Source organism: Halomonas sp. A29 (assembly GCF_046723295.1).
Classification (GTDB): domain Bacteria; phylum Pseudomonadota; class Gammaproteobacteria; order Pseudomonadales; family Halomonadaceae; genus Halomonas.
Genome location: NZ_JAXQPR010000012.1, coordinates 36,064 through 60,811 on the forward strand (window position 1 = coordinate 36,064; position 24,748 = coordinate 60,811).

Genomic DNA, 24,748 nt, shown 5'->3' on the forward strand with positions numbered 1-24,748 from the left:
CTGGTCGGGACGTTTCCTGTGGGGCTCGGAATCGTTAGAATAGTCGGTTCATCGTAGGGCCTTGGCCCACCTACCCATGGAAGCGTCTCACTCCCTATGCGCAAGGTCCCTGGACTGTTGCTAGCCTCCGAACGGCGCGCCATTACCGGCCTGGCCGGCTTGTATGCTACCCGCATGCTGGGGCTGTTCATGGTTCTGCCGGTGCTGGCGCTGTATGCCGACGAGCTGACTGGTGCCACGCCGCTGCTGGTGGGCCTGGCGCTGGGGGTGTACGGGCTCACCCAGGCGGTCCTGCAGATTCCCTTCGGCCTGCTCTCCGATCGTTTCGGGCGCAAGCCGGTGATCGCTGCGGGATTCCTGTTGTTCATGCTCGGCAGCGTGGTGGCAGCGTCTGCCGATACCATGGGCGGGGTGATCCTGGGACGCTGCCTGCAGGGCAGCGGGGCGGTTGCAGCGGCGATCATGGCACTGCTGGCCGACCAGACCCGTGAACAGGTGCGCACGGCTGCCATGGCCACTATCGGGCTATCCATAGGCGTGGCATTTGCCGTTGCCATGGTGCTAGGCCCCTGGCTGGCGGCTGCGTTCGGTCTCTCCTCGGTATTCTGGTTCACGGCGCTGCTTGCCGGGCTGGGGCTGGTGGTGCTGTGGAAGGTGGTGCCAGCGGCGCCGCGGCGGCTGCGGCATCGTGACGTGGGTATCGACCGTAAGCAGCTGGCCACCATTTTCACCCGTGCCGACCTATGGCGACTCGATCTGTCGATCTTTTCCCTGCACCTGGTGCTGATGGCTATCTTCGTTGCCGTGCCGTTCCGCCTGGTCGAAGCGGGCATCGAGGCGGAGCGCCATGGGCTGACCTACCTCGGCATCATGGCGCTGGCCTTCGTGGGCATGGTGCCGCTGGTAATCGTGGCCGAGAAGCGTCAGCGCATGAAGGGCATGAGCCTGGCGGCGATCGCCGCCATTACCGTCAGCCTTGCTGGCCTGGCCGGGTTTGGTAGTGGCTGGGCGCTGTTCGCCTGGCTGCTGCTGTTCTTCATCGCTTTCAACTTGCTCGAGGCGATGTTGCCGTCGATGCTGAGCAAGCTGGCGCCGGCCGGTGCCAAAGGCACCGCCATGGGCGTCTATTCCACCAGCCAGTTCCTCGGCGCCTTTCTTGGCGGCGTGCTGGGCGGTTTTCTGGCTCAGCAGTGGGGGCTTCCGGCGGTGTTCGTCGGCAGTGCCGTGCTTGCCGGCATCTGGTGGCTGCTGATGCTGGGCATGCCGGCGCCACCGCATCTCTCCAGTGAGGTGGTGGCGCTGGATGATGACCATCATGAGGACGCGCTCGATACGCTGATGGCGAGCTTTGCTGAGGTAGCCGGAGTGGAGGACGTTCTGGTCGTGCCGGAGGAGCGAGTCGCGTATCTTAAGGTGGATCGGCGACGCCTCGACGAGGATGCCCTGGCGCGCCTGATCCGTTCGGGCCGTCGTCGCGGCGGCTAGCCAGCCTGTCGGGTATGGCCTATCAGGCCGTTTCACTACAATACACATGTCATTTTAGAGGGAGTCCAGCATGGCTCGTGGTGTCAACAAGGTCATTATCATCGGCAACCTGGGGCAGGATCCCGAGGTTCGCTTCATGCCTTCCGGTAGTCCCGTCGCCAACCTGCGTGTCGCTACCACCGACACCTGGACCGACCGTCAGAGCGGCCAGCGCCAGGAGCGCACCGAGTGGCACAGTGTGGTGCTGTTCAACAAGCTGGCCGAAATTGCTCAGCAGTACCTGAAGAAAGGGGCGCGCATCTACGTGGAAGGGCGCCTGCAGACGCGCAAGTGGCAGGGCCAGGACGGCCAGGATCGCTACACTACCGAGATCGTATGCAACGACATGCAGATGCTCGATTCTCGCAGCGGTGATTTTGGTGGCCAGCCCGGGGCAGGCATGCCCCAGCAGCAGGGCGGCTATGGCGCTCCCCAGGGTGCCCCGACGCAAGCTTCCGCGCCTCAGCAGGGCGGCTATGGCGCTCCCCCCCAAGGTGGCGGTTTCGGCAATGCACCCCAGCAGGGCGGCTATGGCGGCGGTCAGCCCCAGCAGCGCCCGGCGCCGGCCGGCCAGCCCCAGCAAGGTGGCCAGCCCCAGCAAGGGGGGCAGAAGCAGAGCAATTACGGTGCGCCCGATCCGGGCAGCTTTGACGATTTCGACGACGAGATCCCGTTCTGAAGCCTTCCCGACCTAGGCTGCCGGAGGCTACTGCGTGAAGCTGTTGGTACTGGATGCCGGCCACTGCCTCAACCTGGCCCTGGCCAGGCTTGTGCACCGCCGCAGTGATGCTGAACTCGTCATCGAGCCTGGCTTGAAGATCGATGCCGCCATGTTGCGTGAGGTAGCGCCGACGGCGGTGCTCATCCCACCACTGTCGGCACCGATGGAGATAGAGCCTGCGGCCGTAGTCGCTCACGGAGCGGGGGTGGATGCCTGTCTGGCGGCGTGTCGCGAGACCGATACGCCGCTGGTATGGTGCGTCTCCGACCAGCTCTACCAGGATGGCTTCGAGACACCCATCGACGAGCATGTGATCCCGGCGCCACGCGACGAGAGTCTCAGGCGGCTGATCGCCATTGGCGATCGCATCCGTGGCAGCCATCCGCGTCACCTGATTGTACGGCTGGGGCCGCTGTTCGCGCTGGAGGGCGGGCATGCCTGGCTCAATGGGGTGATCGACAGCCTGGTGGCCGGGGATGAGGTGCGGGCGGCACAGGACGTAATCTTCTGCCCTACCTCGGCAGATGCCGTGGCCATGGCGTTGGTCGGTATGCTGCACCAACTCTCTTGCGGTTCCAATGCCTGGGGGGCCTATCATCTGGCGGGTACGGAACCGGTCAGTGCTTATACCTTCACCTCCATGGTGCGCACCCAGCTATCGACGCGGCTGGAGGGGCTGGGCGAGCGAGTGGTGCTGGGCGAGGTCAAGCCGCTCAAACACCATCACGACCAGCCGCTGCGACGGGTACTCAACTGTCGGCGCGTGCTGGAGGCCTTCGGTGTGCATCAGAAGCCTTGGCGGCTGGAAGTGGGGCGTCTGCTCGACAACTGGTGCCAGGCACGGCGTGCCGCCATGTGTAAAGAAGAAGGCGGTTCTCCTCCATGAACGTGCTGCGCAGTCTGCTGTTCTATGTCGGCTATTTCTTCGCCATCTTCGTTTGTGGCGTGCTGTTCCTGCCTGTTTCGCCACTGCTGGCGCTACCGGCACGCTATCGCCTGCTCAATCTCTATAACCACTTCATTACCGCCTGGTTCCGCTGGACCTGTGGCGTGACCTACCGCGTCAGTGGCAGGGAGCACCTGCCGCAGGGGCCTTGCGTGATCTTGGCCAATCACCAGTGCGAGTGGGAGACCATCTTCCTGCAGATCCTCAAACCACCGGTATGTACGGTGCTCAAGCAGGAGCTGTTGCGTATCCCGGTGTTCGGCTGGGGGTTACGGCTGCTGCATCCCATTGCCCTTGATCGTTCGAAGCCGGCACGGGCCATGCGGCAGGTGCTGAGCCAGGGAGTGGTGCGCCTCCAGGAGGGGCTGTCGGTGCTGATCTTTCCCGAGGGCACCCGCGTGGACCCGGGGCAACGGCGGCGTTACAACAAGAGCGGTGCCGTCATCGCCTGTCGCGCCGGAGTGCCGGTGGTGCCGGTTGCACACAATGCCGGTGAGCGCTGGCCGGGGCGCCGCTGGGTCAAGAATCCGGGTGTGCTTAACGTGGTTGTGGGGGAGCCGATTGATACCGTGGGGCGTACGCCGGAGGAGGTGCTGGTCGAGGTCGAAGCCTGGATCGAAGCGCGCCTGGCCGAGATCTCCGAGATTCCGCGACCGGTCGAGGCCAAGCCGGCAGTGGCGATGACTTCCAACCCGAGCGACAGCTGAGACGGTGGATACCGAAGCGCAGAAGGCGCCCCTCGGGGCGCCTTCTGCGTTGTGGGCCGGCTCGTCGCTAGTCGCGGTAGCGCTGCAGTACCAGACAAGCGTTGGTACCACCGAAGCCAAAGCTGTTGGAGAGCACGCGATCGACGCTGACACCGTCGCGCAAGCTGGTGACGATATCGAAGCCGGCGGCCTGATCGTCGAGTTCATCGACGTTGGCCGAGGCGGCGATGAAGTCGTGCTCCATCATCAGCAGCGAGTAGATCGTTTCCTGCACACCGGTAGCACCCAGCGAGTGTCCGGTCAGCGACTTGGTGGAACTCATCGGCGGAGTACTGTCGCCGAAGACCTCACGGATCGCCTTGAGTTCGGCGACGTCGCCCACCGGCGTGGAAGTACCGTGGGTGTTGATGTAATCGATCGAGCCTTCGACGGTGGCCAGGGCCTGACGCATGCAGCGCACCGCGCCCTCGCCGGAGGGGGCGACCATGTCATGACCGTCGGAAGTGGCGCCGTAGCCGACCAGCTCGGCATAGATCTTCGCCCCGCGGGCCTTGGCGTGCTCGAGCTCCTCGAGTACCAGCATGCCGCCGCCGCCGGCAATGACGAAGCCGTCGCGAGCCTTGTCATAGGGGCGCGAAGCCTTGTCGGGCGTGTCATTGTACTGGGTCGTCAGGGCACCCATGGCGTCGAACAGGCATGACAGCGTCCAGTGCTCCTCCTCGCCGCCGCCGGCGAAGACGACGTCCTGCTTACCCATCTGGATCTGCTCCATGGCGCTGCCGATGCAGTGGGCCGAGGTGGCGCAGGCCGAGGAGATCGAGTAGTTGACGCCCTTGATCTTGAACGGCGTAGCCAGGCAGGCGGAGACGGTGCTGCCCATGGTACGAGTCACCCGGTAGGGGCCGACTCGACGCAGGCCCTTCTCGCGCATCACGTCGGCGGCCTCGACCTGGTTGGCACTGGAGGCGCCGCCGGAGCCGGCAATCAGTCCGGTGCGTTCACTCGAGACCTGCTCGGGGCTCAGTCCGGAGTCCTCGATGGCCTGTGCCATGCTGACATAAGCATAGGCCGCGGCGTCGCCCATGAAGCGACGCAGCTTGCGGTCGATCAGGGCATCGAGATCGATATCAACGATCCCGGCGACCTGGCTGCGAAAGCCGCGCTCGGCATATTCCTCCTTGAAGCGAATACCCGAGCGCCCATTCCTGAGCGCCTCGACGACCGCCTGTGGGTCGTTGCCCAGGCAGGATACGATGCCCAGGCCGGTGACTACCACTCGTCGCATGGAAGCCTCCTGTTTCAGAAATTCGCGGTAGAAGTGAACAGGCCGACCCGCAGGTCGTTGGCCTGATAGATATCGCGTCCATCGACCGATACGGTGCCATCGGCGATGCCGAGGATCAGGCGCCGGGTGATGATGCGCTTGATGTCGATCTTGTAGGTGACCTTCTTGGCGTCGGGCAGGATCTGGCCGGTGAACTTCACCTCGCCACAGCCGAGTGCTCGGCCCCGTCCGGGGTTGCCGAGCCAGCCCAGGTAAAAGCCCACCAGCTGCCACATGGCGTCCAGGCCCAGGCAGCCGGGCATCACCGGATCGCCGGGGAAGTGGCAGTCGAAGAACCACAGGTCGGGATGGATATCCAGCTCGGCAATCAGCTCGCCCTTGCCGAAGTCACCGCCATCTTCATAGATGCGAGTGATACGATCGAGCATCAGCATGTTGGGTGCCGGCAGCTGAGCGTTGCCGGGGCCGAAGAGCTCGCCGCGGCTGCATGCCAGCAGTTCTTCGCGTTCGAAAGAGTGTTGCTTGGTCACTGAGTCGTTCCGAGTCGCAGTTGTAATGGGCCCTTCCGCGTGCGGTGCGGAGGCAGAATGGCGCAGAGCCAACCCGCCGGGCGGCCATGCCTAGTCTACTGGCCGAGGCCCATGATTGCACGTCAGGCATGACGCAACTGGCGCCAACGATTAAAGTGTCGGCGCAAAGTGTCGATACTCTATATAGGGTCGATGCACAGCATGGGCGCAACTTTCCTCTTAATCTCCGTCACGTCGGGACCTCACATGCGGCCATCCTTCGCATTGAATCGCCCCTTGACCTGGGCTGCCATGGTAGCGCTGCCAGCCTGTATCTGGCTGCCCAGCCCAGGCTTGCGAATGGCTGCGGTCGTCATCGTCGCGGTGGGGCTGGCTGCTGCCTGGCGCCAGATAAAGCGCGACCTTCAGCATGCAGATCTGATGCAGCAGGCGTTGATGCTCTCCGAAGAGGGCGTGCAGATCACTGATGCCGAGAACCGTATCCTGGCCGTCAATCCGGCCTTCACCCGCATCACCGGCTTCACCGAAGACGAAGTGCGTGGGCTCAATGCGGCCAACCTGGCCGCAGCGCGTCACGATTCAGCTTTCTTCAAGCGTTTCTGGCAGACCCTGCACAGCAAGGGCCGCTGGGAGGGAGAGATCTGGAACCGGCGCAAGCAGGGCGATGAATTCCCCGAGTGGCTGCGGGTCAAGGCCGTCACCGACAGCCGTGGCCGTATCAGCCATTACGTCGGTACCTTCACCGATATTTCGGTGCACAAGGCGCGCGAGCAGGACCTGCGGCGTATTGGCTTCGAGGATCCGCTCACCGGGCTGCCCAACCGCCGTCGCCTGCACGACCTGATGACCTCGCGGCTACGCCACCTGCGCGCCGGCGAGAGCCTGGACATGGCGATCATCGACATCGACGGCTTCAAGTCGGTCAACGACAGCCTCGGCGTGGAGCAGGGCGACCGTCTGCTTGCCCGCTTCGGCCAGCGCCTGGCCCGCCACGTGGCCGGAGGCGTCGTGGGCCGGTTGGGGGGCGATGAGTTCCTGGTGATTCGCACCACGACTTTCGACGACCACGAGAAATGGATTGCCGGGCTACGCCAGCACCTGGGCGAACCGTTCGAGCTGGGCAGCAAGACCCTGCGCCTGGGGCTTTCCATCGGCAGTTGCCGTGCCCCCGAGGATGGTCGGGAATCCGGCGTGCTGTTCCAGCGCCTGGAGTCGGCGCTCTACTCGGCCAAGCGTCACGGACGCAACGTCAGTCAGCGCTTCCGGCCGGCGCTCGACGTGCAGAACACCCCGCACATGGCGCTGGTTTACAGTCTGCGCGATGCTTTGGCCAACGGCGATCAGCTCGAACTGCATTACCAGACCCAGCATCGCATCATGGATGGTGCCGTGGTCGGCATGGAGGCGCTGCTGCGCTGGCGCCACCCCGAGCATGGCATGGTGTCGCCTGGCGACTTCATTCCGCTGGCCGAGCGCCACGGACTGATGGGTCCGCTGGGTAATTGGGTAATCGACGAAGCCTTGGCACAGATGTCGCGCTGGCGCGAGATGGGGCTTCCACAATTGCCTGTGTGGATCAATATTTCGGCGATCCAGATGTTTCAGGGCGAGCTTGAGACGGCACTCTCGGCAGGGCTGGCGAGGCATGGCATCGAACCGCCGCAGTTGGGTCTCGAACTGACGGAATCGGTGCTGCTCGACGAGCGTGCCGGCGATATCGTGCCGCGGTTGGAGGCGCTGCGCGCCAAGGGGCATCGTATCGCCATCGATGATTTCGGCATGGGCTACTCGTCGCTGAGCTATTTGAAGAACCTGCCGCTGGACAAGCTCAAGCTCGACCGGGCCTTCATCCGCTCGCTGCCCGACGATCCCGCCGATGCCGCCATCGTCAGCGCGGTACTGGCGATGGCGCGTGGCCTTGGGCTCGACGTAATAGCCGAAGGCGTGGAGACCCAGGGGCAACTCGATTTCCTGCAGCAGGCCGGGTGTCGGCTGGTGCAAGGCTACCTCTATGCACGGCCTGGGCCCGCCGAGGTGATCGAGGCGCAGTGGCAGGCTCGTAAGCCGGATGCGGCGGGTCTGATGCTGCGGGCCGAGCCGATGGCTTAGGCTGGCTGGTTCATCCCGTTCCTTACCTCAGGTGCCAGATTCCCGAACAGGTGGCGGTAACGCCTTGAAGGCGTCTAGCGCCCGGATTCGCGCCGCCTTGTGATCGACGATAGGCGCTGGGTAGCCGGTGTCGGCGCGCTGGGTGTCGCTGGGGGCATGACGATCCCGCGCCTGCAGCTCGGCCAGCTCGGGTACATGCTCGGCGATGAAGCGGCCTTGCGTATCGAAGCGTCGGGACTGGGTCGTGGGATTGAAGATGCGAAAATAGGGGGCGGCATCGGTGCCGGTGGAAGCGGCCCACTGCCAGCCGCCGTTATTGGCGCAGAATTCCCCGTCCACGAGATGCCGTAGAAAGAATGTCTCGCCGCGACGCCAGTCGATCAGCAGGTGCTTGCTCAGGAACATCGCGGCAATCATGCGCAGGCGGTTATGCATCCAGCCGGTGCGGACCAACTGACGCATGGCGGCGTCGACGATGGGATAGCCGGTTCGCCCCTCGCACCAGGCACGAAAGCCGTTCTCGTCGTCGCGCCAGGCCAGTGCCTCGGTGTGCTGCTGAAAGGCGCGATGACGGCAGACCCTCGAAAAGCCCGCCGCCACGTGCTGATAGAACTCCCGCCACACCAGTTCGTTGACCCAACTGACGATTCCCGCATCGCCCTCGGCCAGACTGCCGTCGTTCCCATTCAGCGCAGCCTGTAGGCACTGGCGATGGGAGATCATGCCGAGCGCTAGGTAGGGCGAGAGTTCGCTGGTGCCGGCCACGTCGGGGAAGTCGCGCTGCTGTGCATAGCGGTGCGCGCGAAAGCGCAGGAAGCGTTCCAGGCGGTCGGCCGCTGCCGTCTCGCCGGCAGGCCAGCGCGCCACATCTGCAGGGGCATCGTCGAGCCGGGGTGGTGGGGCGACGGTGTCGCTCTCGGTGGCTGGCGAAGGTTGGGGGAAAGGGCGGTCGCGCAGCGTCAGGCGATGCGCCGTCAGTTGACGGTGCCAGGCTCGTGCAAAGGGCGTGAAGACGCTGTAGAAGTCACCCTTGCCGGTGAGCAGCTCGCCGGGGGCGAAGGCCACGCTGTCATGATGGCCAGTCGCGCCAAGGTCGGCTTGTCGAAAGGCCTCGATGACGTTCCGGTCACGCTGCTGCTCGTCGAGCGGATACTCATTGTTGAAATGCAGTGAACTGGCGCCGACCTTGCGGGCGATGTCGAGCAGGGTAGCCGGAGCCTGGCCGAAGTCGTCGATATCGCGATGCAGCAGGGGGATGCCGATACCGGCCAAAGCCTCGCTCAGCGCAACGACACCGCGATGCCAGAAGTCGATCTTGTTGGCCCCATGCCCGTGCCGCTGCCAATGGGGGACGCTGCGCAGGAATACGGCCACCACCGGACCGCGGCGTGCAGCGGCGGCGAGTGCCGTATTGTCATGGATGCGCAGGTCGCTGCGAAACCACATCAAGCTGCAGGTCATGGTCAACTGCCTTGTGATGAACTCAGTGATCGAGAATCAGGGGGCGCATGCGGGCCATGGCCAATGGCAGGTCGTCGCCAAGCAGTTCCACCAAGCTGTCGGCCAGATCGCTACCGCGAATACGTGCGACCGGCCCGCACAGGCCGAGGGGGGCGTCAAGCTGTTCGGCCAGACGAGGCAGCTGGCGACGGATCAGGTCTGCTCGTTCGGCGCGACCGCTGACCAGGATCAGTGCGGCGGCATCCAGGCGCTCGACCGCCAGCGGCAATTCGCCGAAGGGCAGGGCGCTGTCAATCAATTGGACGTGGTAACCGGCATCGCTCGCGGCGAGTGCCGCCAATACCAGCCACAGGGTACCGGGGTCGTCGGGCAGCGGGGCGATCAGCAGCGCAGGCCCTCTGGCCAATCGGTTGGCATGGTAGAGCCGGATACCGATACGTGTGCGCAGGAACGACTCCAGGTAGCGGCGCTGCAGCGCGGCGCCAAGCTGGTCGGCCCAGTGCTCCTCGAGTTCGCGTAACACCGGTTGCCACAGCTCCACCAGGCAGGTGGACACGGGGTGGAGGGCCAGGCTCTGGGTGAAGAGCGTTTCCATCTGGGCCTGGTCGAGGGCCTCGATGGCCGCCATCAGCTGGCGCTGCTGGCTGGGCCAGTCGCCGGAGACCGGTTCGGCAGCTGGCGCGGATTGCGGTTGGTCGATGAGCTCCTTGACTTGGCTGACCGGAACGCCGCGGCTCAACCATTGCAGGATGCGCTCGACCCGCTCGATGTCCTCACGGGCATAGAGTCGATGCCCCTTGGGCGTACGCTGGGGGCGGATCAGGCCGTAACGACGCTCCCAGGCACGCAAAGTCACCGAGTTGACGCCGGTAATACGTGACACCTCGCGTATGGGGTAGAGCGGTGTGTCGGCCGGGTGGGCCGCCTTCTCGGTCATGCTCGCCGCCTCTTGTATTGTCGTGGCCTGGTGGAAGCTGCCGACTGGCTGTTGTCGCGGCCTGCTGCCAAGGAATATTGTACACTAAACGAATGGTGTACAACTGACGGCAGTCATGGTCAAGTTGACAGAGCTTCTCCAGCCTGTTCGGCAATCACGGCGGCCAAGGCCTCGATGAAGGAGGGATGCTCACCCACGGGTGGCAGCAGCGTCAGGTCGAGGGCGGGGTGGGCATCTCTCAGGGCCTCGACCTGAGCCGGGACGTCCTTGCGCAGGTGGCGACCGGCGGCGAAGAACAAGGGGAGGATTTCGGCACGCTGAATACCTGCCGAAGCGAGTTCTGCCACGCTGCTTTCCAGCGAGGGTTCGCTAAGCTCCATATAGGCCAGTTTCAATGATGTCTGCATGCGTGTGGCCAAGGCCTCATGGAGCCGCTCGAAGGGGGCGCGCCATGCAGGATCGCTGGAGCCATGGGCGAGCAGGATCAGGCTGTAGGACATGGCAGTCTCCCGAGAATACGGAGATAAACGACTGGGCAGTGTATCGAGATGCGTCGTGGATTTGCCCGGTTGCCGCCAGCATAGCAGAGATGTACAACGATTGTATAACGAGGGGCTGCGAAGCGGCCGAACGCGGGAGGGAGTCGGATGCGAGTCTTGATTACCGGAGGCAGCGGTTTCGTTGGCCAGCGCCTGTGCCAGCGCCTGAGGGAGGCGGGGCATCGCCTGCAGGTGGTTTCCCGCGACCCGGAGGGTACCAAGCGCAAGCTGCCCGAAGGTGCCGACGTGCGACGCTCGGTACTCGACTTCGTGGATTCGCCGCCGCAGGCCATTGTCAATCTGGCCGGGGAGCCGATTGCCGCCAAGCGCTGGAGCGACGAGCAGAAGAGCCGGCTGATCGACTCCCGTGTCAACGTCACTCGCGACCTGGTGATTCTCTGCGAGCAGCTCGGCCAGGCCAGCGGGAAGGCGCCTAGGGTCATGGTGTCGGGCTCGGCCATGGGCTATTACGGTGACCAGGGGCAGCAAGAGGTTACCGAAGAGACGTCTCCCCACGATGAATTCGCCCATCGTCTGTGCAAGCGCTGGGAGAATACCGCGCTCGAGGCGGCCGATTTCGGTACTCGCGTTGCATTGCTGCGCACCGGTCTGGTGCTGGACACGGGGGGCGGCAGCCTCGCGAAGATGTTGCCACCGTTCAAGCTGGGATTGGGGGGGCGCTTTGGCGATGGCAGTCAGTTCATGCCCTGGATCCATCGCGAAGATCTGGTACGCAGCATCCTGTTCCTGCTCGAGCGCGACGATCTAGACGGACCGTTTAACGGTAGTGCGCCGCATCCGGTCACCAACGCCGAGTTCACCCGCACGCTTGCCAGGCAGCTCAACCGCCCTGCCGTCATGCCGGTGCCGGCGGTCGTACTGGAAACCGCCTTCGGCGAGATGGCGCGCTTGCTGCTGACCGGCGCCGACATGCGCCCGGCGCGCCTGCTCGAGGCCGGCTTCGAGTTCCGCTTCCCGACGCTGGAGCAGGCGCTGGCCGATATTCTTTAACTGCCTTTGAGCTCCTTTCTTAGTCGCCGACGGTGACAATGACCCGCACCGCATCCAGCCGCAGCCGCGTGCCGTCGATGGCGGTATCCAGCTCGCTGCGCTCGCGCTGCAGCGCCTCCAGCTCCTCCTCGCGTACTGCCGGGTTGAGGCGTGCCAACGCTTCCAGGCGAGCCAGCTCATCATCGAGCTCACGGCGCATGCGCACCTGGGCGGCCTCGACGATGCTCGGCAGCTCGCGTTCGCCCTCCTGCTCGCCCTGGATGAGTAGCTCGCGCAGTTGGTCGTGACGGCTGCGGATCAGGTCCCGAGCCATGGCTTTCTTGACCTTCTGCAGGTTCTTCGACAGGCCGGTGAAGGAGACCTTGTCGCTGAGCACGGCACCCGATTCGTCGAGCAGCACACGAACGGCGGTTGGCGGCAGGAAGCGGTTGACGTGAAGCCGCTTCGGCGCGGGACAGTAGGTGCGGAAGACCAGTTCCGCCATCAGCCGCCCGGCCGGTATCGCCGGATGTTTGAGCAGTGCCAGGGCGGTGTTGCCCATGGTGCCGTCGAGAATACGCCCCATCATTTCGCGTAGGAGCGGATGCTCCCATGACAGGCGCTGCACGTCGTCGCGAGCCAAGGCGCGGGCGCGTGACAGGGTGGCGGTGAAACCCTCCTCGCCCTTGGCGAGGCCGGGTAGACCGTCGAGCATCTGCGGGCTGGGCTGCAGGTGCAGCAAACCGCCGCCGAGCTCCTGACTGTCGACGCCGAAGATATCCAGCGCCTGGTCAAGGTAGCGCGGCAGTGCCGGGTCGTGGTCGAGTTCGCGTATCGCCGCGGCGACCGCGTCGGCGCGGGCGGGGCGGCAGGCGTTGAGCTCGAGCAGGCGATTGCGACCGGCATCGCGCTGGGCGAGGCGGTTCTCGAACAGGGCACGGGTCTCATTGATGACGTCTTCCAGGGCCTCGTCGTCGAGCAGGGCCTCGGCCAGCGCATCACCAAAGGCATCGAACAGCTCGCTGCCGATGCCGTGGGGGGCATCGAAGGCATCCATGCCTTCACGGAACCAGCGCAGCAGGCGCTCGCCGGGGCTGGCCTCGAACAGCGGCACGTGGATCTCGATGGCATGCCGCTGACCGATGCGATCGAGCCGGCCGATGCGCTGCTCGAGCTGGTCGGGATGCTGCGGTAAGTCGAACATCACCAGGTGGCGACAGAACTGGAAGTTGCGCCCCTCCGAGCCTATCTCCGAACATACCAGCACCTGGCTGCCTTCCTCTTCGTCGGCGAAGGCGGCTGCTGCGCGGTCGCGCTCCACCAACGTCAGCCCTTCGTGGAACACTGGGGCGTGGATGCCGCCCAGCACCCGCAATGCCTCGGCCAGCTCCTGGGCGGTGTCCCGTGCATGGGCAATCACCAGCACCTTGTCGTTGGCAAAGCCCTGCTCGCCCTCATCGGAGAGCCGCTCCATCAGCCAGGTCACGCGCGGGTCGATCTGCCACCAGGGCTCGGCATTGAGTGGGTCGTCCGATAGCTCACGGTAGGCGGCATCGGGATAGATCAGCACGTCGGGGTGGTCGAGCCCGGTCTCGATCAGCAACTCATCGAGATAGTCCTCGTCGCGCTCGAGCTTGCGTAGTACCCGGCGATAGGCCGAGGGCAGCGGCAGCGATGCCAGGTGCAGGCGGCGCTCGGGAAAGCCGCCGACGTGGCGGCGGCTGTTGCGAAACATCACTCGGCCGGTGCCATGGCGATCGAGCAGTTGCTCCCGCAGCTGATCGCGGGCGCTGTCCCGCTGCTCGGGACTGCTCTCGGGGCTGGTCAGGATGTCCAGCAGGGCGAGGCTGTCGCGTTCGTCTATCACTGCAGCCACGCGCTCACGGTAAGCCGTGTCGTCGTCAGGCAGGCTCTCCAGGGCCTCGATGGCCTGGGCTACTCCCACGTAGTGCTGTTCCTCCTCACGGAAGGCATCGATGCTGTGGTAGCGGTCGGGGTCGAGCAGGCGCAGGCGAGCGAAGTGACTCTCGAGCCCCATTTGCTCGGGGGTGGCGGTCAACAGCAGCACGCCCGGCACGGCCTTGGCCAGGCGCTCGATGCAGGCGTAGCCGGGCCCGACCTGCTCGGCGCTCCAGTCGAGATGGTGGGCCTCGTCTACGATCAGCAGGTCCCAGTCGCAGGCCGTGGCCTGCTCCTGACGGTGCGGGTTGGCGAACAGCCAGTCCTGGCTGGCAAGGATCAGCTGGCCCGACTCGAACGGGTTGGCCTCGGCCTGGGCCAGGCTCTGCTGCTCGTCGAGCAGGGTCACCTCGAGGGCGAAGCGGCGCAGCAGCTCCACCAGCCACTGGTGCGTGAGGCTCGCCGGCACCAGGATCAGGGCGCGCTCGGCACGCCCGGTCAGCAGCATGCGATGGAGGATCAGGCCGGCCTCGATAGTCTTGCCCAGCCCCACCTCATCGGCCAGCAGCACGCGTGGCGCGTGGCGCCGGGCCACTTCGTCGGCGATATACAGCTGATGGGGAATCAGGTCGATGCGCGGCCCGGCCAGGCCCAGCGCCGGATTCTGCTCGATACGATGATGGTGATGCAGGGTGCGAAAGCGCAGGTCGAACCAGTCGTTGCGGTCGACCTGGCCGGTCAGCAGCCGGTCGCGGGCCTGGTCGAACTGCATGCTGTCGGCCAGGCGCGCCTCGGGCAGTTCGCGCAGTTCGCCCTGATCGTCCTCACCGATATAGACGATCAGCCCGTCGACCTCCTTGCTGTCGTCGACGGTCAGGCTCCAGCCTTCGGTGGACTGGATACGGTCGCCGCTGCCGAAGGCCACGCGGGTCAGCGGCGCCTGGCGGCTGCTGTAGGTGCGGGTTTCCTGGCTGGCGCCGAACAGCACGGTGACGCTACGGTGATCGCAACTCAGGATGGTGCCCAGGCCCAGATCGGCCTCGCCGTCGCTAATCCAGCGCTGGCCGGGTGAAAAGTCGCTCATGATGCCTCGGTCGATGCTGAATACGTTGCGCATGCTGTGGGCGGAGGTCTCCACCAGCAGCAGGGCGGGCGATTCTAACGCAAAGCTCGCGCTGGCTTAAGGCTGGTGGAGAAGAGCGGGAAATGGTAGGGCGCAGACATTTGTGCCGTGTTTCCTAGTGGCGGCTCAGCCACCCGTCCAACTGCGCCCGCGACAGCTCGCCCACGTGGCGTTCCACCGCGCGGCCCTCGCTGTTGAACAGTACCGTGGTGGGCAGTCCTGGCGATTCCATGGTCTTCATCATCTCCTGGCTCGGGTCGAGCAGCGGGTAGCGGAAGGCCAGCTCCTGTTCGTCGAGATAGCGCACCACCTGCAGCAGCTCTTCGCCCTGGTTGATCACCACCACGCTGACGCCATCGCGCGCATCGGCTTCGGCCAGCAGCGGCATCTCGCGCAAGCAGGGCGGACACCAGGTGGCCCACAGGTTGACCACCACGCGTTCGCCGCGCAGATCCTGCAGGTTGACCGGCTCGCCGTCGAGATTCTCCAGGGTGATGTCGGGTAGCTCGCGCAGCGGCATGTCGCCGCCCAGCGGAGCCAGGGTGACGAGCACCAGCCACAGCGCCGAGACGCCAATGGTCAGGCCCATGGCGCCGATCATGGACAGCAGCCGGTCGCGCAGCGCCCAGCCGGTCCAGATCAGGGCGGCGAGCAGCCCCCACAGGCCGTGATAACCGGGTTGCCACAGCTTCAGCACGTCCAAAGGGGCGACGGCGTAGGCGTCGAGGTGCATGGCCACGTGGCCCAAGCGCGCACCTATCAGCCAGGCCAGCAGCAGGCCGTTGAACCAGCGCGCTCGGGTGGTGGAGGACAGTCCCAGCAGCAGCCAGGCCGCGAGCAGCAACAGCAGGGCACAGCCAATGGCATACAGGCGTGGTATGGATATCAGCACGGGGCCCAGGGCGAAGGCGTCCATTGGCTCAGCTCCGAGAATGGGGGTCGGCGCAAACGGCAAGACCGGGTAGAATCATCCACTTGCATAAGGTACTGCGTCAGGCAGAGCAAGCCTACTGCGCAAGGACAGCACTGTCACCCGGCGGGAGCCCCCATGGCACAAAAGTCGTTCGATACCCTGCGCGCCCTGGCCATTGGCAGCCAGGCGCTGGGCTTCATCCTGATCATCACACTGGAAACGGTGATGGGAGGCGAGGCGGCCCGGCCCTGGCAAGGGGTGACGCTGGCCGCCATGGTGGCCTTTGCTCTGGCCCTGGCCCTGGCGCGGCTCTATCGGCGCAACAAGGCGCGCAAGGCCATGGCACGGCGCCTGGCGGACGACGATGACGATCTCTGAACCCGCCACTTCGGACCGAGCCCGCGGCTGGCCCCTGACGCTATTCGGTCTGTTGGCCTTGCTGTGGCCCTTCCTCTTGATGGGGTGCGCCTCCACACCGGCTCCACGTGAGCATGGGGCGCTGCTGTCCGCAGTCGAGAGCGAGGCCACCTGGCTGGGGCAGTGGGCGCAGCTGAGCGCTTCCAACCATCCCGGCAAGAGCGGCTTCGCCCTGCTTTCCAGCGGTCAGGACGCTTTCAGCCTGCGGGTGCTGCTCAGCGAGCAGGCCGATCGACGTCTCGATATCCAGACCTACCTGATGGGCGATGGGTTGACGACCCGGATGCTGCTGCATCGCCTTTTGAGTGCCGCCGATCGGGGCGTCGAGGTGCGCCTGTTGATCGACGACATGGGGGCCGTGGGCCAGGGGCGGGAGCTTGCCGCGCTCGATAGCCACCCCAACATCCAGGTGCGTGTCTACAACGCGCTGAGCGTCGGGCGCGGTACCTTGACGGGCCGAGTGCTGGCCTCGGCACCGCAGGCCTCGCGTCAGCATCGGCGTATGCACAACAAACTGTGGATCGCCGATGGCACCCTGGCCATCGTCGGTGGGCGCAACTTCGGCGACGAATATTACAGCGCCAGCGAGCCGCGCAATTTCACCGACCTCGACCTGATGGCTATCGGGCCGGTCGTGGAGCCGCTCTCACGCAGCTTTCATCTCTACTGGAATCATGGCCTGGCGCAGCCCATAGGGCGCTATCATCGTGTCAATGACGAGGCCTGGCGCGAACTGCAGGTGTCGCTTGCCGAATGGTTTGCGACCAACGCCGACTCGCCCTACTTCGCCGATCTCCGACAGCGCTATGCCGATGTCGGACAGGGCCCGCTGGTAGGCAGGCTTCACTGGGGAGAGGGTATCGCCCTGTGGGATCCGCCGGGCAAGCCGGCCTGGCAGGGGCGCCCTGCGCTTTCACGAACCATGGCCGGTGAACTGCTCGAGCACGCCGGTACGCCGGGTGAGCGCTTGGCAATCGTTTCCGCCTATTTCGTCCCCGGTGAGCAGGGCACGCAGCTACTGGCGCAACTGGCCGAGTCGGGTGTCGAGGTCGAGATCTTCACCAATTCTCTCGAGGCGACCGATGTGCCGGTGGTTCACGGTGCCTACCAGGCGCGCCGCAGAGCACTGCTCGACAGTGGCGTGACACTCTACGAAATGCGTGCCGAGGGTGAGCCCGACGATGACATCGGCTTTGGCGTGGGCTCTTCGGCCTCCGCCCTGCACATCAAGGCGCTCGGTATCGATGACGATCGCGTGTTTGTTGGCTCGGCCAATGCCGACCCTCGCTCAGTGTGGTGGAATACCGAAGTGGGGGTACTGGTCACCAGCCGGAGCCTGGCCGCCGAACTGAGAGCCCTGGCGGAAATCGGCAAGTCGCCGGCGCTGAGCTACCGGGTCGGGCGCCCGGCGTCGGGGCGACTCTACTGGGAGACAGCCCAGCAGGGGGAGACGGTACGCTTGTCGCGTGAGGCTGGCGGCTTCTGGCGTCACCTGGGGGCGAGGCTGGGAAGAATTACCTGGCTGGAGCCCCTGCTATAGGCCCGGGTACCTTCCTCTTTCAAGCCTGGGTGTCGGCGATGCCCACGCGGTTGCGTCCCGCCCGCTTGGCGCGATAAAGGGCGCCATCGGCGCGGGCCAGCATCTCTTCGGGGCTTTCGCCCCTGCGGTACTCGGCAATGCCCAGGCTGATGGTCACGGCCAGCCCGTGCAGGCGGGTCTCCGCGACTTGCTGGCGCAGCCGCTCGGCGAAGGTCGATGCCCCCTGGGCGGTCGTATCCTGCAGCAGAACGGCGAATTCCTCACCGCCCCAGCGGGCCAGCAGGTCGGTGCTGCGTAGGGTTTTGCCTACCAGGGCGGCCAGGCGCTTGAGGATGATATCTCCCGTGTCATGGCCATACTGGTCGTTGACCGACTTGAACAGGTCGATATCGAACAGCAACAGTGAAAAGGCGTTGTCGCTGCGTTCTGCCTGGCGAATCGCCTTGCGCATGGCAGCATCGAAGGCGCGGCGGTTATGCGCTCCGGTCAGGTGGTCGCGGGTGGCCTGCTGTTCCAGCTCCTCCTCCAGGCGCTTGCGCTCGGCGATGTTGTGGAACACCGCAATGAAGTGGCGGATATTGCCAGACTCATCGTAGACGGCTGTGATCGACTGCCACAGTGGGTAGATCTCGCCGTACTTGTTGCGGTTCCAGATCTCGCCCTGCCAGTGGCCGGTCTCGACTACGTCCTGCCACAGCCGGGAGTAGAACGCCTTGTCATGCCGGCCCGACTTGAACAGTCGCGGCGTGTGGCCGATTACCTCTTCCGGGAGATAGCCGGTGATATCAGTGAAAGCCTGGTTGACCCTTTCGATGCGCATGTCGGGATCGGTGATCAGGGTGGCCTGTCCGGTCTGGAACACGCTGGCGAGAAGCCGTAGCTCCTCCTCCTGGCGCTTGCGCTCGGTGATGTCCTCTTTCACCGCCACGAAGCGTACGATCTCACCGGCATCGTTGCGCACCGGCGTGATGGTTTCGGCTTCCCAGTAGAGATCGCCATTCTTCTTGCGATTCTGCAGCTCGCCGCGCCAGACCAGGCCGCTGCGCAGGGTCTGCCACAGGTCGCGATAGACGATTTCGGGCGTCAGGCCCGACTGGATCATTGCCGGTGTCCTGCCGACCAGTTCCTCGCGGGAATAGCCAGTCACCTCGAGGAAGCGCTGATTGACATACTCGATGCGCCCTTCGGTGTCGGTAATTGCTGTTGCAGCCGGGCTCTGCTCCACGGCGATGTGGAGCTGGTAAAACTTGGCTCGCAGCGTGTCGAGATCGCTGTCGTGCCAGTGTTGGCCATGCATGGCTCGGTCCATACCATTGACGCGCGCCGATTCCTGCTCGCCGATATTCACGAGCAACCTCCGTACGAGTGGGACTTGTTCTAGGGCAAGTCTCTTATGGTTTGTGTATGAATCGCTTGGCTAGAACCAAGGGGTGCAGGGACGCTGGGCGGCCTCGGGCGCGCAGCATAGCGTCTTTTCGCGGCACGTTCACGTCGAAGTTGAGGCTATCAGGCTAAAGAAGGGCTGGAGCTGGAAGGCAGATTCAATGCATGGATTTGCTGCCGAACCATTTTTTCATCGACAGAGCAGTTTCCTCGGCCGGCTGCGGTTCGTGCATATAGAATCCCTGGATCTGGTCGCAAGCATGCTGACGCAGGTATTCCACATGCTCAGCCGACTCGACGCCTTCGGCGACGACCGTCAGGCCCAGCTTCTTGCCGAGATCGATGATGGCCTCCGTGAGGCTCCGGTCTCCGGCGTTATCGAGAAGGTCGTGGATGAACGAGCCGTCGATCTTGATGGTATCGAGAGGAAACGCCTGCAGCTTGGAGAGCGAGGAGTAGCCGGTACCGAAGTCATCGATCGCGATGCGCACACCGATGCCCCTCAACTCTTGCAGAATCCTGACCGCTTTTGGCATGTCCAGCATCATCATGCTCTCGGTGATCTCGACCTCGAGCAGCTCCGGGGCCATGCCGGTAGCCTGCAGGGCTCCTTTGATGTCCCTGAGCAGGCCATCATCGAGGAACTGCCGGGCCGAGAGATTGACTGCCATGCTCAAAGCCGGGAAGCCGGCCTCCTGCCAGGCGACATTCTGTCGGCATGCCGTGTAGATGACCCAGCGACCGATGGGCACGATGAGGCCATTTTCTTCCGCCAGCGGAATGAACTGCTTGGGCTGTATCAGGCCGAGTTCGGGATGCTGCCAGCGAAGCAGCGCTTCCATGCCGATGACGCGGCCGGACGCCATGTCGAGCTTCGACTGGTAATAAAGCAGGAACTCCTGACGCTCCAATGCCTTGCGCAGGCTTGATTCGAGGGCCAGGCGTTCCAGGGAATCCGTCTTCAGCTGTTCCGAATAGAATTGGGCGTTGTTCTTGCCCTCTTCCTTGGCATGGTACATCGCTACGTCGGCGTGCTTCATGAGGGTTTGTTCATCCTCGCCATCGGCAGGATAGCGGGCAATACCGATGCTGACCGTGATGCGAAACTCCTGTCCCGCCAGCGTGAAGGGAGTGCTGACCGCGGCGAGGATCTTGTCGGCGACCTGGCTGATCTGGCTCTGTTCCGTGATCTCCGGGAGCAGGACCACGAACTCGTCACCTCCCAGGCGGGCGACCGTGTCGCTTTCACGCACGGCGCGGCAAAGGCGCTGACTGACCTCTTGGAGCAATTCATCACCCGCTTCGTGGCCAAGCGAGTCGTTGATCGACTTGAACCGGTCCAGATCGAGAAAGAGCAGCGTCAAGTGTTTGTCGTAGCGGCGCGCCTGTTGCATCCCCAAGGTCAACAGGCGGCTGAAGTAGGCCCGGTTCGGCAACCCGGTCAAGTTGTCATGAAAGGCGAGATATTCGGCTTGCCGGGCATGGTCCAGACGCTCCTCGAGCACCCTGGCCTGTGCCTTGCGGAGTTTCAAGCTCAGCCGGCCAAGAAGGGTCAGCACAGCAAGCGCGACGATGCTGACCAGCAGCGCGCGCCAGTGGTAGGCGTGTCGAAGCGCAGCGGCGGCGGCCATCTGTTCGTCCCGGGAAAGACCGACGACGATGGCGATCGGGAACTCGTACAGTGGACTGGCCACCAGATAACGCCGCACGCCGTCCCATTCGCTGATGCGTACCCGTGCGGGCTCGCCGAGGCCGCTGTTGCCCTCCAGCAGATCGGCATAGTCGATCTGCTCGCCCGTATGGAGCGCTTCGCCGGTACGGCGGATCAGCAGGGTGCCCGCTGCCGATGCGAGGGCCAGTACGCCCTGTTCTCCTAGCGTGTCCGGTTCGTAGCCGCTGACGAAATACGCCGCGCTGACGAGCACGGATACCCAGCCCGACTGGTGCTGCCCGTTTTCAGACAAGCTTCGGCTGAAGACCAGTTTGCTGTTCTGGCCGGGTACGGCCTGATGGCGAAGCTCGACCACCATGCCTTCCTGCCCGGAAGCGGGTGAGACGGCATGCGTGACTGAGGCGTCACGCGTGGTGGCCATGACGTTGCCCTCGGCATCGCTTAGCCGGATCTCGAACAGCAGGTCGGGGGGCAGCATGTCCCGTTGGCGCAATTCTTCCAGAACGTCCTGCGGCGGGCGATCGTCGAGGCTGTAGCGCACCAGTTTCAGGGTGGTGTCGATCTCTCGCAGCGCCCGGACGACCTGGGCTTCGTAGATCTCGGCCATGTCCGAGGCCAGCATTGCCGCACGATGGTCGGCGGTAGAGCGCTCCCGTTCAGCCAGGTTCAACGTGACCAGCCAGATGGCTGCCAGTGTCAACAGGGTGAGGCCCGAGAAGAGCATGCCGGGCTCGACGAGGTGGTGCAGCCAGTGTCGCTTGGTGGTGGCTGGGTCGGCACCAGGGCTGGCGTGGGGGTTGGGGTCAATCAATGGTCACCACCCGCAAGCGCTCGTCGATATAGGCTTCGTCCACATAGCCAATGGCGGTGGCCTGGCCCGCCACGAAATCTGCCATGGCCTGGTGATCTGCCAGGCTGCGCGGTGGCTGGCCGCGGCCGGTGAAGATCAGGCGCGACCAGTGCATCTTGATCTGGGTAGGGGTCTGGCCCAGATAGTCGCGATAGAACGCGACGTAGGCCGGGGAGTTCTCACGCTGGTCCACGGGCATGGCGGGTTGTCCACCTGGGAAGCGGCTGTTGCGGCCCAGGTAGATGTCGGCCAGCTCGCCGCGAGTCAGCGTGATAGCTGGGCCCTGGGCGGAAGTCACTACTACGACATCGGCCAAGGCAAGGCTGGTTGTCAGGCAGAGCAGCAGGCTGCAACCGAACTTCGTGAGTCGCAAAGGCATCCTTGTCTCCTCAGAACACGAAGTCGAGCGCGAGGCTGAACAAGTTGACCGAACCGCCGGGCTCGAAGCCTGGCTGCGAGTTGACCAGGTAGCCGGATGATGTCGCTTTATGGTCTGCGTGGTCGAATTGGGCTTTCAAGGCCATGTTTCGGCTGAAATCCCAGCGCACGCCTAGGGAGGCGCTGTTCTGCTGAGGCTGACGCTGAAGCAGGGCGTTCAACAGCATATCGAGTGGTTCGCTGCCGGGCTGTGCAAGGCCAGGAGTAGAGGTATTGCTGTGAATGCGTTGTCTGGCCACCGCCACGTAGGGGGTGAAGGCGCCGTAGCGATAACCGCTGGAGATGTACCAGCCCCGACTATGAGCCAGAAAAGAGCGGCTCTCGTTTTGGGTCCATTCGCCCATGACGAACCACCTGCCGGGATCGTATCGTGCCCCCAGGCTGATGACTTCAAAGGTCTTGCCATCGATATTGTAGCGATCGGCAATGGCGTCGCCTTGAGGTCCAAACACTCTGAAGGCGTCGAACATCGGATTGAACTCCTCGATGGTCAGACGGTAATGGCTATAGGCGGCAAAGATACTGGCGTTGCCCTGCTCCACGACATTGCTGATCGTCAACCCCTCCCGGGCGCGCGCCTCGGCCCTGGCTCGGCTCAGCGTCGCATCGATGTAGGGAAACGAGGAATCGCTTTGACCATAGGTGGCCCGAAGCGTGTTGGTTAAGCTTGCGATATGGGAGCGGTAGCTCACGTCCAGGCCATCGACGCTGGAAACCGGTATGGAGCGATAGACTTCGAGTGGCGGGCGAATCCAGGGCGTCGCGTAACCTACCTTGCGGTATTCGGAATTCATGAAAACCGGCAGGACGACTCGTCCGGCTCTCAGGCTCAGGTCGGGAGTCACATCGAAATTGATGTTGGCCCACTCGATTGCCGGCCTGAACTGCCCATCGTACTGCTGTTCGGTGACGACCTGCACCACGCTCGTCAGGCGAGGCGTCAGGTTGGCGGTAAGCTGCAGGCCCAGCCGGCTGTCGACCTCGGCGCTCCAGTCGCTGGTACGGCCAGCCCCCCTGGGCGTGAACAGGCTTGAAACGAAATCTGCCTGATCCTCGCTGGAGTGCACCACGCCAAGCGTGCCGAAGCCGTTCAACGACAATGAAGGAGTATTCGCCTGTGCCGCAGGGGTGTGGCCGTATAACAGCACCAGCGAGGTGAGGATGGCAAGAGCTTGCTTTCTCGACATAAGGGAGACCACGTGCGCGGGCGGTGATACATGGCCGCCTTTCGAGCGGTGACGGAAAGGCTGGCCGAATTTTGGCTCTTGCAGGCAGGAGAGGCTCGCCTCTCTTCTTGATACGAGCTATCGGCGCGAGTGCGAAAAACTTGAGGGCAGGGGGCGCAAGCAGGCGTCAAACGTGCACTCGCCGTTGTAACGCAAAACCGCCACCCGGCATGATCCGTAAGTGGCGGTTTTGGCTGAATTTTTTGGTCGGAGTAGCAGGATTCGAACCTACGACCTCTGCCTCCCGAAGGCAGCGCTCTACCAAGCTGAGCTATACTCCGTTGCTTCGTTTCGAGCCGCCCTGAGGACTTCTCGACGCCGACTCTCCGGGAGCCGACGGATGGGCATTATACGCAAAACCCTCGGCCTTGCAAGTCCCGCAGCGGCGCGGTTGCGCCGTTCAGTGCTGGCGTTCCACGGCGAGCCGGGCCAGGTTGGCCATGCTGTCGCGGTAGCGGCTGGGAGGCAGTAAGTCGAGCTGCTCCAGCGCCTTGGCCGACATCTCCTCCGCTCGTGCGCGGGTATAGTCCAGTGCGCCGGTATCGCGCACGATGGCGAGCACTTCGTCCAGCCGCTCGAGCCCGCCCTGGCGGATGGCCTGGCGGATCGTCTTGGCCTGGTCGGGGGTGCCGGCGGCCATGGCCTGGATCAGTGGGAGGGTTGGCTTACCCTCGGCCAGGTCGTCGCCCACGTTCTTGCCCATGGCCTTGGCGTCGCCCTGATAGTCGAGCAGGTCGTCGACAAGCTGAAAGGCGAGGCCCAGGTAGCGGCCATAGTACTGTAAAGCCGCTTCCTGCTGCGGGTCGGCTTCGGCCAGCACCGCACCGCTATGGGTGGCGGCCTCGAACAGCATGGCGGTCTTGCCCTGGATGGTTTCGAAGTAGACGGCTTCGTCGATGTCGGGGTTGCCTACATTGGTCAACTGCTGCACTTCACCCTCGGCGATGACGCAGGTGGCGCCCGAGAGGATGCCCATGATCTTGAGGGAGCCGATTTCCACCATCATCTGGAAGGAGCGTGAATAGAGGAAGTCGCCCACCAGTACCGAGGGAGCGTTGCCCCAGGCGTCGTTGGCGGTAGCACGGCCGCGACGCATGTGGGATTCGTCGACCACGTCGTCGTGCAGCAGGGTCGAGGTGTGCATGAACTCGATCAACGTGGCCAGTGAGATGTGCTTGTCGCCTTCATAGCCCAGCGCACGGGCCGCGAGCAGGACCAGTAACGGGCGCAGTCGCTTGCCGCCGCTGGCGATGATGTACTGGCCGATGGTTTCGACCAGTGGCACCCGTGAAGCCAGTTGATCCATGATGGTGCGGTTGACCGCGTCAAAATCGTCAGCAACCGCCGCATGGAGCGGCGAAACGGAGGTGTTGCTGTCAGTATGGCTGGTAGAGGCGTTGGCTGGCATGGGGCTGTGTCATCGGGTGTTGGGCCGGCATGCCGGTCAGTGGCAGCAGGCCTTGGGTTGCGGGTCATGCTATGGCCCCCCTATGGGGGCGTCAAGCTGTGCCGTGGTGCGTCTTGATGTGGCGCAGCGT

General features: G+C 64.2%; 20 protein-coding genes and 1 tRNA gene. 8 read left to right on the forward strand and 13 right to left on the reverse strand.

Features of this window, described 5'->3' with window-relative positions; genetic code table 11:
• Window positions 1–96: 96 nt before the first annotated feature.
• From SPH52_RS19735 to SPH52_RS19750, 4 genes are all read left to right on the forward strand, one after another.
• A complete protein-coding gene (locus SPH52_RS19735) occupies window positions 97–1,485 on the forward strand; it encodes an MFS transporter (RefSeq protein WP_411796751.1) in 1,389 nt (462 codons plus the stop codon).
• Between the two features lie 70 nt (window positions 1,486–1,555).
• Window positions 1,556–2,203 carry a single-stranded DNA-binding protein gene (locus SPH52_RS19740; protein ID WP_411796752.1) on the forward strand — a complete coding sequence of 216 codons (648 nt, stop codon included), beginning with the start codon at window positions 1,556–1,558 and terminating at the stop codon, window positions 2,201–2,203.
• 34 nt (window positions 2,204–2,237) lie between these two features.
• Window positions 2,238–3,131, forward strand: coding sequence for a sugar nucleotide-binding protein (locus SPH52_RS19745; RefSeq protein WP_411796753.1), 894 nt, complete (start codon window positions 2,238–2,240; stop codon window positions 3,129–3,131).
• Window positions 3,128–3,898, forward strand: coding sequence for a lysophospholipid acyltransferase family protein (locus SPH52_RS19750; protein WP_411796754.1), 771 nt, complete (start codon window positions 3,128–3,130; stop codon window positions 3,896–3,898). Before SPH52_RS19745 ends, SPH52_RS19750 begins: the two co-directional genes overlap by 4 nt.
• Window positions 3,899–3,965: 67 nt before the next feature.
• Here the strand turns inward: SPH52_RS19750 and fabB are convergent, their stop codons facing one another.
• On the reverse strand, window positions 3,966–5,183 hold the full coding sequence (gene fabB / locus SPH52_RS19755) for a beta-ketoacyl-ACP synthase I (RefSeq protein ID WP_411796755.1): 1,218 nt from the start codon (window positions 5,181–5,183) through the stop codon (window positions 3,966–3,968).
• A gap of 14 nt (window positions 5,184–5,197) precedes the next feature.
• Window positions 5,198–5,713, reverse strand: a complete 516-nt coding sequence (fabA, locus tag SPH52_RS19760) for a 3-hydroxyacyl-[acyl-carrier-protein] dehydratase FabA (RefSeq protein WP_411796756.1) — start codon at window positions 5,711–5,713, stop codon at window positions 5,198–5,200.
• 246 nt (window positions 5,714–5,959) lie between these two features.
• Between fabA and SPH52_RS19765 the strand changes: the two genes are divergently transcribed.
• Window positions 5,960–7,822 carry a putative bifunctional diguanylate cyclase/phosphodiesterase gene (locus SPH52_RS19765; RefSeq protein WP_411796757.1) on the forward strand — a complete coding sequence of 621 codons (1,863 nt, stop codon included), beginning with the start codon at window positions 5,960–5,962 and terminating at the stop codon, window positions 7,820–7,822.
• Window positions 7,823–7,849: 27 nt separating this feature from the next.
• On the opposite strand, the gene phrB is transcribed toward SPH52_RS19765, so the two are convergent.
• The 3 genes from phrB to SPH52_RS19780 form a co-directional block, all read right to left on the reverse strand.
• A complete protein-coding gene (phrB, locus tag SPH52_RS19770; RefSeq protein ID WP_411796758.1) occupies window positions 7,850–9,283 on the reverse strand; it encodes a deoxyribodipyrimidine photo-lyase in 1,434 nt (477 codons plus the stop codon).
• 22 nt (window positions 9,284–9,305) lie between these two features.
• Window positions 9,306–10,220: a MerR family transcriptional regulator gene (locus tag SPH52_RS19775; RefSeq protein ID WP_411796759.1), complete on the reverse strand. Its 915-nt coding sequence runs from the start codon at window positions 10,218–10,220 to the stop codon at window positions 9,306–9,308.
• Between the two features lie 119 nt (window positions 10,221–10,339).
• Entirely contained in the window at window positions 10,340–10,720 is a 381-nt protein-coding gene (locus tag SPH52_RS19780; protein WP_411796760.1) for a sirohydrochlorin chelatase, read from the reverse strand.
• A gap of 147 nt (window positions 10,721–10,867) precedes the next feature.
• Here SPH52_RS19780 and SPH52_RS19785 point away from each other — a divergent pair, with 147 nt between their 5' ends.
• Window positions 10,868–11,770 carry a TIGR01777 family oxidoreductase gene (locus SPH52_RS19785; RefSeq protein WP_411796761.1) on the forward strand — a complete coding sequence of 301 codons (903 nt, stop codon included), beginning with the start codon at window positions 10,868–10,870 and terminating at the stop codon, window positions 11,768–11,770.
• Between the two features lie 19 nt (window positions 11,771–11,789).
• Here the strand turns inward: SPH52_RS19785 and rapA are convergent, their stop codons facing one another.
• Window positions 11,790–14,732 (reverse strand): RNA polymerase-associated protein RapA, encoded by a 2,943-nt coding sequence (gene rapA, locus SPH52_RS19790; protein WP_411796762.1) that lies wholly within the window; start codon window positions 14,730–14,732, stop codon window positions 11,790–11,792.
• 154 nt (window positions 14,733–14,886) lie between these two features.
• The gene (locus SPH52_RS19795) at window positions 14,887–15,687 is read right to left on the reverse strand and encodes a redoxin family protein (protein ID WP_411796763.1); all 801 of its coding nucleotides are present in this window, start codon (window positions 15,685–15,687) and stop codon (window positions 14,887–14,889) included.
• A 132-nt stretch (window positions 15,688–15,819) separates the two neighbouring features.
• Between SPH52_RS19795 and SPH52_RS19800 the strand changes: the two genes are divergently transcribed.
• Together SPH52_RS19800 and SPH52_RS19805 are read left to right on the forward strand one after the other, a co-directional pair.
• A complete protein-coding gene (locus SPH52_RS19800) occupies window positions 15,820–16,062 on the forward strand; it encodes a hypothetical protein (protein ID WP_411796764.1) in 243 nt (80 codons plus the stop codon).
• Window positions 16,049–17,641, forward strand: a complete 1,593-nt coding sequence (locus SPH52_RS19805; protein ID WP_411796765.1) for a phospholipase D family protein — start codon at window positions 16,049–16,051, stop codon at window positions 17,639–17,641. Before SPH52_RS19800 ends, SPH52_RS19805 begins: the two co-directional genes overlap by 14 nt.
• A gap of 19 nt (window positions 17,642–17,660) precedes the next feature.
• On the opposite strand, the gene SPH52_RS19810 is transcribed toward SPH52_RS19805, so the two are convergent.
• From SPH52_RS19810 to ispB, 6 genes are all read right to left on the reverse strand, one after another.
• Complete coding sequence (locus tag SPH52_RS19810) at window positions 17,661–18,989, reverse strand: diguanylate cyclase (RefSeq protein WP_411796766.1); 1,329 nt, start codon at window positions 18,987–18,989, stop codon at window positions 17,661–17,663.
• Window positions 18,990–19,182: 193 nt separating this feature from the next.
• Entirely contained in the window at window positions 19,183–21,507 is a 2,325-nt protein-coding gene (locus SPH52_RS19815; protein WP_411796767.1) for a putative bifunctional diguanylate cyclase/phosphodiesterase, read from the reverse strand.
• Complete coding sequence (locus SPH52_RS19820) at window positions 21,500–21,925, reverse strand: phosphate ABC transporter substrate-binding protein (RefSeq protein ID WP_411796768.1); 426 nt, start codon at window positions 21,923–21,925, stop codon at window positions 21,500–21,502. Before SPH52_RS19820 ends, SPH52_RS19815 begins: the two co-directional genes overlap by 8 nt.
• A gap of 10 nt (window positions 21,926–21,935) precedes the next feature.
• A complete protein-coding gene (locus SPH52_RS19825; RefSeq protein WP_411796769.1) occupies window positions 21,936–23,171 on the reverse strand; it encodes a porin in 1,236 nt (411 codons plus the stop codon).
• A gap of 243 nt (window positions 23,172–23,414) precedes the next feature.
• Window positions 23,415–23,491 (reverse strand) — tRNA-Pro (locus SPH52_RS19830).
• Window positions 23,492–23,610: 119 nt separating this feature from the next.
• Window positions 23,611–24,618 carry an octaprenyl diphosphate synthase gene (ispB, locus tag SPH52_RS19835; RefSeq protein ID WP_411796770.1) on the reverse strand — a complete coding sequence of 336 codons (1,008 nt, stop codon included), beginning with the start codon at window positions 24,616–24,618 and terminating at the stop codon, window positions 23,611–23,613.
• Between the last annotated feature and the right edge of the window lie 130 nt (window positions 24,619–24,748).